Annotated in this window: 12 protein-coding genes; 9 read left to right on the top strand and 3 right to left on the bottom strand. The window is 45.4% G+C overall.

Translation table 11 applies throughout. From position 1 onward, the window contains the following. Positions 1–223: 223 nt before the first annotated feature. The 9 genes from MLD56_RS18525 (at position 224) to MLD56_RS18485 (ending at position 9,798) form a co-directional block, all read left to right on the top strand. A complete protein-coding gene (locus MLD56_RS18525) occupies positions 224–1,474 on the top strand; it encodes a PTS ascorbate transporter subunit IIC (RefSeq protein ID WP_029515625.1) in 1,251 nt (416 codons plus the stop codon). A gap of 74 nt (positions 1,475–1,548) precedes the next feature. Beyond that, positions 1,549–1,890, top strand: coding sequence for a cupin domain-containing protein (locus MLD56_RS18520; RefSeq protein WP_029515624.1), 342 nt, complete (start codon positions 1,549–1,551; stop codon positions 1,888–1,890). Positions 1,891–2,008: 118 nt separating this feature from the next. Then, positions 2,009–2,452 (top strand): HEAT repeat domain-containing protein, encoded by a 444-nt coding sequence (locus MLD56_RS18515; RefSeq protein ID WP_029515623.1) that lies wholly within the window; start codon positions 2,009–2,011, stop codon positions 2,450–2,452. Positions 2,453–2,620: 168 nt separating this feature from the next. Next, positions 2,621–3,613, top strand: coding sequence for a Gfo/Idh/MocA family protein (locus MLD56_RS18510; protein ID WP_029515622.1), 993 nt, complete (start codon positions 2,621–2,623; stop codon positions 3,611–3,613). 297 nt (positions 3,614–3,910) lie between these two features. After that, on the top strand, positions 3,911–5,671 hold the full coding sequence (locus MLD56_RS18505; RefSeq protein WP_029515621.1) for a cache domain-containing sensor histidine kinase: 1,761 nt from the start codon (positions 3,911–3,913) through the stop codon (positions 5,669–5,671). A 2-nt stretch (positions 5,672–5,673) separates the two neighbouring features. Beyond that, complete coding sequence (locus MLD56_RS18500) at positions 5,674–6,474, top strand: response regulator transcription factor (protein WP_029515620.1); 801 nt, start codon at positions 5,674–5,676, stop codon at positions 6,472–6,474. 135 nt (positions 6,475–6,609) lie between these two features. After that, positions 6,610–7,953, top strand: a complete 1,344-nt coding sequence (locus MLD56_RS18495; RefSeq protein ID WP_029515619.1) for an extracellular solute-binding protein — start codon at positions 6,610–6,612, stop codon at positions 7,951–7,953. A gap of 26 nt (positions 7,954–7,979) precedes the next feature. Further along, positions 7,980–8,861 (top strand): carbohydrate ABC transporter permease, encoded by an 882-nt coding sequence (locus MLD56_RS18490; RefSeq protein WP_029515618.1) that lies wholly within the window; start codon positions 7,980–7,982, stop codon positions 8,859–8,861. A gap of 55 nt (positions 8,862–8,916) precedes the next feature. Next, a complete protein-coding gene (locus tag MLD56_RS18485) occupies positions 8,917–9,798 on the top strand; it encodes a carbohydrate ABC transporter permease (protein WP_029515617.1) in 882 nt (293 codons plus the stop codon). Positions 9,799–9,958: 160 nt separating this feature from the next. On the opposite strand, the gene MLD56_RS18480 is transcribed toward MLD56_RS18485, so the two are convergent. From MLD56_RS18480 to MLD56_RS18470, 3 genes are all read right to left on the bottom strand, one after another. Beyond that, positions 9,959–10,216 (bottom strand): helix-turn-helix domain-containing protein, encoded by a 258-nt coding sequence (locus tag MLD56_RS18480; protein WP_029515616.1) that lies wholly within the window; start codon positions 10,214–10,216, stop codon positions 9,959–9,961. Between the two features lie 575 nt (positions 10,217–10,791). Beyond that, the gene (locus MLD56_RS18475; RefSeq protein WP_029515615.1) at positions 10,792–11,259 is read right to left on the bottom strand and encodes a hypothetical protein; all 468 of its coding nucleotides are present in this window, start codon (positions 11,257–11,259) and stop codon (positions 10,792–10,794) included. Positions 11,260–11,266: 7 nt separating this feature from the next. Then, positions 11,267–14,170 (bottom strand): CdiA C-terminal domain-containing protein, encoded by a 2,904-nt coding sequence (locus tag MLD56_RS18470; RefSeq protein WP_241113408.1) that lies wholly within the window; start codon positions 14,168–14,170, stop codon positions 11,267–11,269. Positions 14,171–14,186: the final 16 nt, after the last annotated feature.

Below are 14,186 nucleotides of genomic sequence, written 5' to 3'. Positions count from 1 at the left end.
TGAATACCCTTTCATTTATGGTTGTCCTGAATTTAGTGATGATGGTGATTGAAGAGAGGGGAGGAATGGAGCTTAAGCGAATAATGTATGGAGTAATTTGTGATTTAATTCACAAGGAAATGATTCTGCTTCTTTTTACATTCCCGGAAGGGAAATTTTTTTCGAGTATTACTAAATCGATTTAGTAAGAATGGAAAATAATAAAAGAAAGTCGGAGATCACTATGGAAATGTTTATGAGCATTATCAGGGAGCCATCCATCATTATCGCGATTGTGACATTACTCGGCCTTATATTCCAGAGGAAGAAAGTATCAGAAATCATTACGGGAACTACCCTTTCTTTCATGGGCTTCACCATGATCAAGGTCGGCGGCGGCATTTTAGGAGGCGTTCTCACTAACTTCAGCCAAATTTTTTCTTATGCGTTCAACCTTAAAGGTGTCGTACCCAGCAATGAAGCCATTATGGCACTGACCATTGATCAGATCGGGGCGGATGCTGCGCTCATTCTGCTCTTTTCCATGATCCTTAACATCGTGCTTGCACGTCTGACCAAGTTCAAGTACATTTATTTGTCTCTTCACTTGATTTTGTTTATGAGCTTTGCCGCTACAGCCGTTATGAAAGGTCTAGGTCTCAGTTCGCTGACTACGATCATCGTCGGTTCATTGGTCATTGGGAGCTATATGGCGGTGTTTCCTTACCTACTCCGAAATGCCAGCAAAAACATTATTAAATCGGATGATTATACGATTGCTCATGCTTCCATGACCTCTTACATTCTGGGCACCTATTTAGGGAAAGTGTTCGGCAACCGTGAAAATGACACCGAAAATGTAAAAATTAATGACCGCATCAGTTTTTTGCGCGACCCCAATGTTGCAACGACCTTGACGATGCTTGTGCTTTTGCTGGTATCCGGACTGGTTGCTGGTTCTGATTATGTCAGCAAATTATCGGATGGCAAAGAATATATCGTCTTTATCCTCGAACAGTCAGCTATTTTTGCTGCCGGCTTGTATATCGCAAAAGCGGGTGTTAAGCTGTTCACAACTGAAATTGTACCCGCTTTCAAAGGCTTCTCCCAAGTGTTCGCACCTGGAGCAATCCCTGGTGTGGATGTTCTGGTACTGTTCGACAAATCACCCAATTCCGCGTTGGTAGGCTTCTTGGTCAGCTTCTTCACAGGCGTTGCCTGCGTCTTTCTTTTCCCGTTTGTCGGATTGCCTGTCATTGTGCCAGGGATCATGGCCTGCTTCCTCGCTGGTGGTGCAGCCGCGATATTCGGCAATTCCAGCGGTGGTTTTAGAGGAGCTGTTATTTCCAGTTGTCTTAATGGATTCTTGCTCTGTCTGCTACCAGCTCTCACCTTGCCGCTCTTTTCTTTTTTGGGTGCCGAAGGGGTAACGTTCGCCGATCCCGACTTTACTACCCTTTCCGGAGTACTTTGGCTTATTTTTCGCTGGTTTTAAACTAAACCGATTTATGAATTTTTTCAAAATAACTCATCTAAATCAATTGTGCTTAAAAAGAGGAGGAATGATCCATGTTTTTTAATGACCAAGATATTCAAATTGATATCGTTGACAGTAATACCACCCGGAAAGTGCTGGCCCACAGCGACCAGCTTATGTATGTCAAAGTGATGTTTGCCAAAGCCCAAACAGGGGAAATCCTGTTGCATAAGCATGTCCATGAACAAGTCACTTATGTAATAAAGGGAAGTTTTAAGTTCATGATTGATGATGGCGAAACCAAGGAAGTCCAGACCGTCAAAGAAGGAGACAGCATCCATTTTCCATCCGATACTCTTCATGGCTGTATCCCACTGGAGGATGGCGGCATTCTGCTAGATGCATTTACACCCGCACGTGCAGATTTCCTGTAACGTCCGATCATTTCATTTTTATCTTTTTTAGAAGAAGACCGGCAAGTATGTTATATTTAACAAACGGCAATCGTGATGAACAGTAATATAGTGATTTTTAGAAAAGGATGAGACAATTTTGGAAAACAACGAAACTCAGCAGGAATTTGCAGAAGTATATGAGCAGCTTAAAGTAGCTGCAAACCGAACCTCCGATTGGAAAACACGCCTAGCTGCGGTAAATGATCTGGGTGCATGGAAGAACCAGCAGACGATTGACTTGCTGACACATCGTTTGAATCATGATACGGTATATGCCGTTCAGGAAGCCGCTTACCGCAGACTTCAGGAATGGGGCGAGAATGTACAGCCGCCTGTGCGCAAAGAGGGTGAGCTTGTTAAGGGCCTGACGAAGATTCTGGTGCGGATTAAAAAAAGCTTGCCAGCCGACCATACCTACAACGATTTTCGCGAGAAGCTGCACAAGATGAGAGTCGATATTTATGACATCTATGAAGGCGACAAGGGCGCTGAATTTGACCAGTGGCTGGAGCAAAAATGGGCTTCATTATCCACAAGGTAATTTCTGAACCCTGTAATTGTATGTATTTTAAGGATGGTTGCAGGTGATACAGACAGAGCCTTAACAAGGATAAGGGATTATCTTTGTTAAGGTTTTTTTGTATATATACTTCGGCAATAGGGTACGATGGGATCGGATTATTTTAGTGTGTACATGGGAGGGACTAACATGAGCAAGGTGAAGCTGTGTTTTATCGGGGCTGGCTTTCACGCTTCAACGAATATATATCCTGCTGTTATTGGGGCAGGTGCTGAAATTCAGGCGATTGCGACTAGAGATTTAAGCAGATCGAAGACAGCACTTCAGCGGTTTGGAAGTAGTGGCACACCTTATGACAATTACAAGGCTATGCTGGAGCAGGAAGACTGTGATGGAGTTGTCGTGATAGCACAAGCGGCAGATCATCCTTCGCTCGTACTAGACTGCATTAAGGCTGGAAAACATGTCTTTGTAGACAAGCCACTGGGTTGGAATGCCGAGGAAGCGGCCCAAATTGCAGATGCGGCAGAAGCAGCAGGCGTTGTGCTGATGGTCGGTTTCATGAAGCGCTACGCACCTGTATACATAAAGTTAAAAGAATGGATTGAGGGTGGCTCGCTTGGAGCCGCACGCTCATTTCAGGCAAAATTTCTCGTGGACAGTACCCAGTTTTGTAAAACTGGCGAAGACTTCATGAAGCTGGCGGCGGTTCATATGGTCGACCTGGTACGTTATTTGTTCGGGGAAGTGGTACAGGTTACCGGATTTGCAAACGATAACGGTGAGTGTATTTCCCATACGATTGCCTTGAAATTTGAAAATGGTGTAGTGGGCAGCCTATACTTCGCAGGTATGACAGCATGGACACGCGAGAGTGAAGGTATTACGGTAACCTTTGACCACGGTTTTGCGAACGCGGATGAGGTGAATACACTGATCATTCACAAGTCGGAGAGTCATACAGAGCTTCCTTGGAAATCCCTTGCGGAAAATGATACGGTTCTGACACCATCAGCTTCCGCGATGTCGGGCGGATACCGTGATTTGTACTTGCGCGGTTTTGTCGGTGAAATCGCACATTTCATAAACTGCTGCCAAGAAGGACGTACGCCTGATTCAAGTGGACGGGACAACGTGAAAACGATGGAGCTGTGCGACCGCATTTTGGCTGCCCTCCAATAGGATACCTATTTTATATACAAGCTTCGGAGCCTGGACGGTACCTTAGTTTGGGTGATTTTAAAGAAGCTTCGGTTTAACTGGTCAGTAGATGGCTCCTGCATGTGTCGGGAGTCATCTTTTTTAATAAGTATCGTTATTACGTGTTATTGTCGAACATAATGATTCCAGAGATTGCTGTCCATTTTGATATAATCTCTGCTGAAAATATGCCAACAAAGGAGAATGATGCGCTAGAATAGAAAATAGAAAGCGTTCTCATTATCTACTTTTCTGCGATGGCTCAGGGGGAGATGGCATATGCGTTTAAGGTACCAACCATTAAACACATTACGTAATCAGATTTTTATCGGATTTATACTGGTGATGCTTATTATGATGAGTGTAGCGGGGGCGTTCATTTATCTCAATGTGTCTCACCTGTTAAAAGACAGTGCCGAGCGACATATTGGTCAAACTGCGGTACAAGCAAGCGGTAGGCTGGATGCATTAATCGGCCAGATGGACAGTTTGACGGAGCAGGTCGCTAATCACCCGTCTGTTCAGCATATTTTGCTGGAGGAGCGCAACGGGGGCAAGGTGAATTTTGGACAGCGTCAATCCCTACTGCAAGTGATGCATAGCTATCAGGCATATATGCCGAGTGTCGGCTCACTGGAACTGTATACTGCTGAAGGGAAGATGTTGTTTCCGATTAGAGAGGGCAGTCTGGAGGAACGTATCGGACAGGCAGACATCCGGGAAGCGAATCAGATGAAAGGAAGACTGGTCTGGATCGGCATTGATCCCGAGGACCCCAGGTCACTGCTAGCAATTCGGCAGGTCAGCTTGGTGGATCGCTGGTTCTCACGCGGAGGGTACCTCATTACCCGTATGGAGCGAAGTTATTTTGGACTGAATGGTGCGTCAGCAGTCAATGAAGAAGCGGATGAAACCATGCTGCTTGTAGATCGTCAAGGCCAGCTGCTGTCGGGTGAACCAATGAACCAGACGGATTTGTCAGGTGTACTGCACAGCAAGACACAGACGGTTCATATTGGGGAGCGGGAATATGTGAAGGCGGTTCAGCAGTCGGAGCGGACGGGCTGGTCGCTGCTGATCCTGATTCCGGTTAGCGTCGTCACAGACGGAATTACGGTTTTACGGACTACACTTATCATTTCCGCGTCTCTTGGTGCCGTGCTTTTCCTGTTTATGTCCTTTATGTTGTCTACGTTGATTACAAGACCGATAGGTCACTTGATTCAGGCGATGCGTCGTTCACGGGAAGGGGCGTTGGCTCTGAATCCAGAACCGGCAGCAGCGGTCGAGCTGCGAGAATTGAACGCAGAGTACAATACGATGATTGTCGATATCAATGAATTGATCCATGTCATTTACGAAAAGGAGGTTTTACAAAGCCAGACCGAGCTTAAAGCTCTGCAGGCGCAGATCAATCCGCATTTCCTTTTTAATACGCTGGATGCTTTCAACTGGTCGCTACAGGAGAAGGGAGAGGAGGAGCTTGCCGGGCTGATGGTGTCTATGTCGCGGCTGTTTCGTTATGTTATCGAACCGGCTCACCATGACTCTTGGGTGACCCTCGGGGAAGAAATGGCGCAAATCCGTCGTTATCTGGAACTGATGGAGATGCGTCTGGGTGAACGTCTGAGCTGGCAAATTCATATGCCTTCAGAGGCAGCCAGAATTCCGCTTCCTAAACTGCTGATCCAGCCTATTCTAGAGAATGCTATTTTGCATGGTGTGGAAAATCGCATCGGCAACGGCCGTGTTGAAATCAGTGTCACTCCTTCGACCAGACCGGGGTGGACCAGGATCGCGGTCATAGATAACGGACCTGGAATGACAATGGAAGAACTTGCAGCTGTGCGTACAGCGTTGATGGGGGGAGCAGCCTGCGAGAGCAAGGGAACCGGTATGGGACTGGTTAATGTGCAGCGCAGGCTCGCTCTCTATTATGACAGCGCATCTTATCCAACGGACGGTGTGCTGATACATAGTGCTGAGCAGGAAGGAACGGTGGTCGCTTTTGAAATTCCTGATGAATATGGAGGGCGGTAGCAATGAGTGTTTCATCCAAAACCATTGTCATTGTAGACGATGAACAGCGAACACGTCAGGGGATACACCAGACACTGGAGCAATGGGCAGCCGGGAAATACCGGATTGTGACATTCGGTAATGGTTTGGAAGCACTAAATATACTGCGTGCAGAGACGGTTCATCTGTTGATTACGGATGTCCGGTTGCCGGAATTCAGTGGGCTGGATTTAATCCGCTCTCTGGAACGGGATTCACGACGACCAGCGACCATTGTCATCTCAGGGTATGCGGAATTTGATTATGTCCAGCAGGCTCTTCGTCTGGGAGCCGTCAATTATTTGCTCAAACCGATTGATAAACAAGAGCTGCTGAATGCGGTCAATGAAGCGCTTCGGCTTGAAGAGGAGCGGCAGCGATACGAGAAGCTGGACAAGCTGGCTGACCCTGTTCTGCTAGAGCTTGATCTCCAGGCGGCTACCCTTAGTGATCCGGTACGACGTGCCTTCACCTATATGGCGGAGCATCTTCACGAATCCATTACGATGGCGCAGACTGCCGCGCATTCACACCTGAATGCGAGCTATTTTAGTGTTTTATTCAAGGAGCAAAGTGGTTTGTCCTTCAGCGAATATCTGCATCGGCTGCGGATGCAACGGGCCAAGGAGTTACTGCTGCATACCCAATTGACGATTGCCCAAATCGGCGAACGATCAGGCTACCGAACAGATAAATATTTTATTAAAGTATTCAAAGCGACCGAGGGGATAAGTCCCAGCCGCTACAGGCAGCAGATGCGTACAGGGCCGGAGAATATCGACTGACAGTAGGCAGATCAAACCCAATAAAAGTGGAATTATACCCAATGAGCGTACCCTGTTGAAAGCAGGAATAGAGTGCTAAACTTACAAATGATAACGGTTACAAAAAATATAAATACAACAAACGGAGGTCTAACGATGTCCAACGAGTATGGTTTACGTAAGCGCTCACATCAAAAATGGTTTGCTGGGTTGACCCTGCTGCTGTCATTCATGCTGGTGCTATCCGGTTGCGGTGCTGGTAAGGATGGTCAAGGCGGTTCCAGTGGAGACGGGGGAAAGGTTACACTCAAAATGATGCACCTCTGGCCAGAGGGAAGCTCGGCACAGCAGAGCAAGCTTGTGACTCAGATTATAGATCAATACCAAAAGGATCATCCGAATGTCGTCATTCAGCAGGAAGTGCTGGAAAATGAACAATATAAAAACAAACTCAAAGTGCTGTCAGCTTCCAATGAATTGCCGGATATCGGCATCACCTGGGCAGCAGGCTTTATGGAGCCTTACGTTAAAGGTGGATTATTTACGCCGATGGATGACCTGCTGCAAGGTTCCAAGCTGAAGGACAAATTCGTACCGGGAACGACCGAAGCTTATGCGCTGAATGGCAAAACGTATGCGCTTCCGATTGAATTGAATATTACACCTATTTATTACAACAAAGCCATATTCCAAAAATACAACTTGAAGGTACCTACGACTTTTGACGAATTTAAGCAGGTTGTGAAAACACTTACGGATCATGGAGTAGCACCGATTGCATTAGGCAATAAGGACCGCTGGACCGGCTCGCTCTGGTATATGTATTTGGCGGACCGTATAGCAGGTAACGAAACGCTGAAAAAAGCGATTGACGGCTCAGGATCGTTCGATGACCCTGGTTTAATTCAGGCGGCCTCCGAAGTTCAGACGCTTGTGGATATGAATGCATTTAACAAAGGATTTAACGGCTTGTCCAATGATGAGGGAAAATCCGAATTTATGAACAACAAGGCAGCTATGTATTTGATGGCTACTTGGGAATTGCCGAATTTTACGACCAATCCCGCAATCCCGCAAGCATTTAAAGATCAAATTGGCTTCTTTAAATTCCCGATGGTTGCAGGCGGCAAGGGCAACGAGAACAGTTGGGTAGGAGGTCCGGGAGTAGGTTTGTTTGTTTCTGAGAATTCCAAGGTGAAAGAAGAGGCCAAAGCGTTCGTTGAATACTTCGTAGTCAAATGGGGAGAGCAATCGGTCACACAGGCGGGCGTTATTCCGGCGACGAAAGTGGACACCTCCAAAGAAAAATTGCCCAAGCTGTATGTCGATTTGCTGAACGGACTGAATCAAGCCAGCAGTATTACGTTGTTCGCCGATGTACAGATGAAGCCGAATGCAGCACAGGTACATTTGAATATGATTCAGGCGTTGTTTGGTAAAGCGGTGACACCGCAACAATTTGCCGACCAGCATAAGGCTGCCATCGAGAAAGGAAATTGAAATTGACCACCTAAGGAGGTCCAACCGTGGAAAAGGTCATGTCCAATAAGCTTGTCATTGCTCTCTATGTATTGCCTTCTCTGCTGCTGTTATTAGCCGTAATATATGTACCCATCGTACTGACCGGCTATTACGGCCTGAATCAGTGGAATGGAATCGGTTCTATGACTTTTGTGGGGCTGGACAATTATCAACATTTGCTCACAGACAGTGCATTCTGGCAAAGTGCCTGGCATTCGCTGCTGCTGGCCTTGTTTTCAGGCATCAGTCTGATCGGTTATCTGGTCATTGCGATGATTTTGTCAGGAAAAATCAAGGGAGCGAATCTGCTGCGGAAAATTTATCTGATTCCCATGCTGTTGTCATCTGTAGCGATCGCACAGCTGTGGCTCAAAATGTATCATCCAACAAACGGAGTGTTCAATTCCATACTGGCGTCGGTCGGAGTTCACAACCCGCCTGAATGGTTAGCTAATCCGTCCTTGGTGCTGTTTGCTTTGTTCATCCCGATTATTTGGCAATATGCAGGCTTTTATATCCTGATCTATTATGCCGGGCTGAAAAACATTCCCGAAACGCTGATGGAGGCTGCCCGGATTGACGGGGCCAGTGCCTGGCAGATTGCGACTCGTATCAAATTGCCCCTGTTGCGCGAGGTGATTAACGTTACGATCATATTGTCCATTGTCGGCTCGCTCAAATATTTTGACCTCATCTACGTCATGACGGATGGTGGGCCGAATGGAGCCAGTGAAGTGATGGCTTCGTACATGTACCACCAGGCATTCCGCAGCTTTGATTTTGGATACGGCAGTGCTACAGCTTTCGCTTTGCTGCTCATCTGTCTGATCGCTACGTGGCTGATCCGCAAGGTTACGGCTACTAGTGACACCATCCAGTATTCATAATACGGTCATGCAAATAGATGAGGGTAACAAAGGACAGGAAGAGGGAGGAACGGATATGAAAACCCAGGCAGCCGCCAACTATCCGCTTGGAGTCGCTACCCGCGGCAAAATGTTAAACCGGGTCGGTTATGCCGCTTTGTATATCATTTTAATCATCTTGGCGGTGACGCAGCTTTTACCGCTGGTGTGGCTGATGCTTTTCTCACTTAAAAATAATCAGGAAGTGTTTAACCTTCCGCCGTTTGCACTCCCGTCCCAGCCACATTGGGAGAACTATATGAATGTGTGGACCAGCGGCAATATTGGGCGGTATTTCTTCAATAGTGTGTGGATTACGGTCATATCCGTGGCGTTAACGGTGCTGCTCGCCAGCTTTGTAACGTTTGCCATTACGCGTATGCGGTGGAAAGGAAGCCAGCTGGTTCTCGGGCTCTTTATGGTCGGACTGATGATTCCAGTCCATTCCACCTTGATTCCGTTGTTCAGTATGTTTCTCAAACTGCATTTAACAGACACTTCACTCTCTATCATCCTGTCGTATGTTGCTTTTAATCTGCCGACAACGATGATGATCTTGCTGGGATTCTATTACGCCCTGCCCCGTGAAGTGGAAGAAGCGGCCGTTATGGACGGATGTTCCGTCAACCGAATGTTCTTCCGGATTGTGCTGCCCATGACCACCCCCGTCATGGCAACGACGTCTATTATTAACATGATCTATAACTGGAATGAGTTTATTTTCGTGAATACGTTTATTAGTTCGGACGAAAACAAAACACTGACCGTCGGCGTTCAAAACTTTATTGGACAATATACGACCGACTGGGGAGCTATCGGAGCAACGCTGATGATCAGCATTTTGCCCATATTGCTCGTGTTCCTTATTATGAGTGACCGGATTGTGGAAGGGATCGCAGCCGGGTCGGTTAAGGGGTAAAACAAATTCCCCAGGCTAGAATAGCACCCCCTAGTGTAGACATTGGATCAAACCTCTTGGTTTGTCCGATGAATGCTAGGGGGTGCATTTTTTGTGCGGGTCTGGGTTGAGTTGAAGGAATATATAAATGAAGTAGAAAAAACATAGATTTAAGCTTTTTTTAACTACTCCCGACATTTCGAGCAATCATCTCATAGGTGGGGTAACACTGAGCCTTGTCGCTCATATAAGCGATAAGGTCGACCAGTATCAGCTTCTCATACTGGCTCAAGCCATAACAACGATGGATTTTAAGCGGCACTTTGGTAAATACCTTATGAAGTGACGTGAACTCGCTATCTTGACTTACCTTGTCCATGTACTCGTTAGCGACTTGGCGGTTTTGAATCAAAACGAAACCACTCGCTCTTGTTGTCATTTCAATCCCTGCCTTATGCGTTTTTGATTACTCCGCCGCACGGCGGCTATGAAGTCAGGAAGGCGAGCCTAGAACGTATCCTTACCTGCTCTATGTCAACTGCTCGTCAGCAGAGTTCTTTCTTCGCTGTAAGAATCGCTGAAATGTTCCGTTAAGTTGCCGACGTATGAAAAATCTTTCGTTTTTGCCGCCCCTACTCTAATAGTGGCGGTGCCTATCCTAAAAGATGCGATTTATTGCTATTTTATCCTCCCTACCGGGGCGGCGTATTCTACAGTTGCGAGTAAATTTGAAAAAACGCAAGAAAAAACGAAGATAACAAAACAGGTTAATTATGGTGGTATCTGACCATAATTAACCTGTTAGATGTAACGGAATAGCGTTATTCAGGTTATAAAATTAAAGCATTTGATGTGCGTACAACCGAAATGGAGGAATCTTTATACGGGTATTACATGGCTTATATGTGTTATTGGTTGAATGATGGATTCATTCGTCATTTGGTAGTCCCACCACCTTTAAAATGTTCATGATTCGAGTGGATTCATATCTAACAAGCATTCTATAGCCTGCCTTCAGTTTGATAACTGTTCGAAAATATATGGGTATCGCAGTGAAGTAATTATCTTGTTTGATAGATACTTTTTCTGGTATTGATCTAGCTTTGTATTTATGAATACAGTAGCATTTTCTTTTCTGAATATTTGATCTGTACCATTTTCCACAAACACCATGTCAGGATTAAAAACCATTAAAATATTACCGAAAATTTTAAATAATACTTCTAGTCCTTCCTCGAATAATTTCCCGAATAATTGAATCCCAATTTCTGCATTGATGTCCATCCCATATTCTTCTCTTAAAAAATCAATACTAATAATATCTTCTGTTTCAATATCAAGTGTGAAGTATTTACAGCTAAGACGAGAAAAATCTTCGTAGTTAGTTACTTTATCTTCAACTGTATCGCATACTATTTCATAAATTATTCTTTTAAGTGTTTCTTTATCCAAATTTGAGACTAAGAATAACGTACAGTCCATCTCACTTTTAACCTCCAAACACTCTTGTAATCTTTCCATCCTTCACTAGAATTAATTCTTCTAGTCTTTTTAAATCTCCATTCGGATTTGCTTTTCTTAAAATTGTTTCGATAATTTCGGTAACTTTTTCATTTGGAAAGTTGTCTATGTTCAAAACAATTCTTCCAGACTGTTTCTTCGTCTTTCCTGCTATTTCTTTAATTATACTTTGTATCTTTCCATCTGGTTTTGGTGCATAACAATCAAATACATTTCCTTCGATTAGAAAATCTGGATTCGACCCTTCTGCAATGCCATGACCATTTCCACCATCAATTTCATCTAACATCTCAATGTCATAGCCATTATCAGCCAATACATCGGCTGTTTCATTTTGCTTCTTTATTCCATGGGAATCTCCTTCTCCATAATTCCCTTTAGGTTTGCCACCCTTTGGTAAAGAAGGTTCGGTAAGTTTAAACTTTGGAACTTCTCCCGTCCCCTTAGTGCTCTTACCTGTATACTCTCCTGATTCTAACGCATCAATCTGTTTTTGTCTCTCAGGCAAAATCTTTGCACCGGAACCTTTAGAATGTGGAACGTCAGGACCAGGATCATGAAGCCGATAATGATCTCCAGCCGTTGCGAAGATGGGTGACCTTTTAGTTATACGGATATTCATCTTTCTAGCTACACTTTGCAAGTAACTTCCTAAGGATTCAAAATTGGTTGGAAAACGGATGGCATTCGTTTTGAATTTTCCATCTCCAACTTTGGCAAGAGCAGAGTCGGCCTTTGCTGAATCTCCGAATAACCCCGGAGTCCCTCCTTTACCGGCTTTCTTTTCTTCAGCTTCCTTGAGTCCCTTAGATAAGGAGGCTTCTTCTTTACCCAACTTACCCAGCTTTCTAACTAACTTTGCGCCGCCTTTGACAAACCCATAAATATCTGCTACACGTTCCACGGCCTTGATACTGTCATATCCTGCGTCGTAACTTTCCTGTTTGGTATCGGTCAATGGATTAGGGAAGAAATTATTCAATTTTCGCTCAATCGGATCGGGTATGCTTTTTATGCCGTCCCACACGGTTTCAAGGTCGTGAACCACATCTTTCTTTGTTTTTTTTCCTTGGAATGAATCGGCAATATAGTCCCAGCCAAACTTTGCACCGCCCTTAATACCCTCGAGCGTCTCATTGCGTTCCAAAAAACCTTTACCAGTGTAATTTCCCGGCATAACGAAAGGAGTCATTACCATGGTTCCCATATCCGCTATGTCGACAACTGAGTCCCATACACCGCCTAAAAACTCTATACCCGCATCCCATTCTCCCTTGAGGGTCGCACCTACGTTTTCCTTAACGCGTGCTCCGAGCACACTTTGGATTCCCTTTTCAGCGACTTGCTTCTCAAAGTCAGACAAGATCGGTTCTGGGTAGTATTGATGGAGGGAAGCTTTAAGTTGGATTTCTGAGCTCACGCTATTAACTTCCTGCTCCAGATCCAACGTATCGGTTGTTGTATTCAAGTGTAAGCCGTTGGTTCCTTGCAACTGAATGCTACCTGCCGAAAGACTGAGACTGCCTGCGGCTTGGATTTGTATACGTTGGGTGCTGTTCAGGCTGACACCGTTATGGGTATTCATGGAAATGTACAGTGACCCTTCCTGCGCACTCATCGACAGTTCAGAGTTCCCTAAGGAGATTTCTTTTCCCTGTGGATTTGCAAAGGATTTGACCCCGGGATCGGCTGTTTTGCGCTGGTGGCGTTCTGCAGACGATTCGACCACGGCACCTTGAGCTGCGTGAGATGAAGGGACAGCAACGCTGGATGGTTTTGTTCGAACCGATTGTATGACCATCGCATCGTCTTCGTCTGCACTAGGAAAATACAACTTCACCTGCGCACCTTTTTCCGGCATTAGATACCACACCTGATTCCCTTCAGCAGAATAGGGGAACCATTGGGCATCCTTGGGATTCTGCTGATCGTCTATATCTAAATGCAACCGCACCTGATTCCGGCTGACATCTAGTATTTTTCCTTCAATAGCCGCGCCAATGATGGTACGATTATAGATTTTAGGGACCTTCAAGCCTTGTGACAATGCGCATTCATACGACCAGGTCATTAAACCGCGAACCAACTGTCCTTCACGTTTGGTGATGACGTAGGTTTCGTGATTGGGCTCGACTTCATCTCCCAATTGCAGCATTCGATTCCACTCAAAGGTATACCGGGTGTAATCTCCGATGCTGGCAGATCTCCAGCCATTCGCCTCTTGATCCAGATAGGGAGCAATCTTGCGTTGAAGCGTAAAAGGAACCTCTTTCAAATGAATATGCTGTCTGGCCTGCGGTATACCGATCCAAATTTGAGCATGGTGTGAAACGATATTAGGGACGAGAAGGGCTCCCACATGCGAAGCCAGCCGTTTTAAAAAAGTCCAATCTGTCTCCTGATATTGCATGATGAATTGGCCTGTTTCTTTTTTCTCAAACGCTTCATCAATCTTATCCGAGCCTTTGTAATCGGCCAGCACCGCATCTACAATCTCCGCATACTTTTGATTGATGTGTTGAAAGGAGCGGTTTTTGAGCTGCGTATCTAGTTTAAAACTATGAGAAATGACGTCGAGAGTTACCACGATCTCCTGATGTCTGTGCTCCACATCTACGCAGTACAGTTGTCCCATAAATAAGGGATGCTTTTGATCTTTGGCATCGGAATACCAGAGTTCGACTTTGTCGTCGCTGCTTGCTTTGGTAATGATTGTGTGTGCTTGATCGGCTTCTAGACTACCCGTGATCACCAGTCTAGCATGTTCTCCGAGCTCGTGACTCATATGGACGTTATGAAGACGCAGCTTGCCATAGGGCCAAGTGACATGTAAGTGCTGATAGGTAAAGCGGTCTTTCGCTACGATGTTCATCCTTAATCTCCTTGCT

The organism is Paenibacillus peoriae (assembly GCF_022531965.1).
In the GTDB taxonomy this organism is placed as follows: Bacteria; Bacillota; Bacilli; order Paenibacillales; family Paenibacillaceae; genus Paenibacillus; species Paenibacillus polymyxa_D.
Note: the sequence above shows the minus strand (reverse complement) of the source record. Positions and strands in the feature narration are given on the sequence as shown.

Coding starts and splice junctions, on each gene's coding strand:
- MLD56_RS18525 (WP_029515625.1), top strand. CDS start 224: ATGGAAATGTTTATGAGCATTATCAGGGAGCCATCCATCATTATCGCG.
- MLD56_RS18520 (WP_029515624.1), top strand. CDS start 1,549: ATGTTTTTTAATGACCAAGATATTCAAATTGATATCGTTGACAGTAAT.
- MLD56_RS18510 (WP_029515622.1), top strand. CDS start 2,621: ATGAGCAAGGTGAAGCTGTGTTTTATCGGGGCTGGCTTTCACGCTTCA.
- MLD56_RS18505 (WP_029515621.1), top strand. CDS start 3,911: ATGCGTTTAAGGTACCAACCATTAAACACATTACGTAATCAGATTTTT.
- MLD56_RS18500 (WP_029515620.1), top strand. CDS start 5,674: ATGAGTGTTTCATCCAAAACCATTGTCATTGTAGACGATGAACAGCGA.
- MLD56_RS18495 (WP_029515619.1), top strand. CDS start 6,610: ATGTCCAACGAGTATGGTTTACGTAAGCGCTCACATCAAAAATGGTTT.
- MLD56_RS18485 (WP_029515617.1), top strand. CDS start 8,917: ATGAAAACCCAGGCAGCCGCCAACTATCCGCTTGGAGTCGCTACCCGC.
- MLD56_RS18480 (WP_029515616.1), bottom strand. CDS start 10,216: ATGACAACAAGAGCGAGTGGTTTCGTTTTGATTCAAAACCGCCAAGTC.
- MLD56_RS18475 (WP_029515615.1), bottom strand. CDS start 11,259: ATGGACTGTACGTTATTCTTAGTCTCAAATTTGGATAAAGAAACACTT.
- MLD56_RS18470 (WP_241113408.1), bottom strand. CDS start 14,170: ATGAACATCGTAGCGAAAGACCGCTTTACCTATCAGCACTTACATGTC.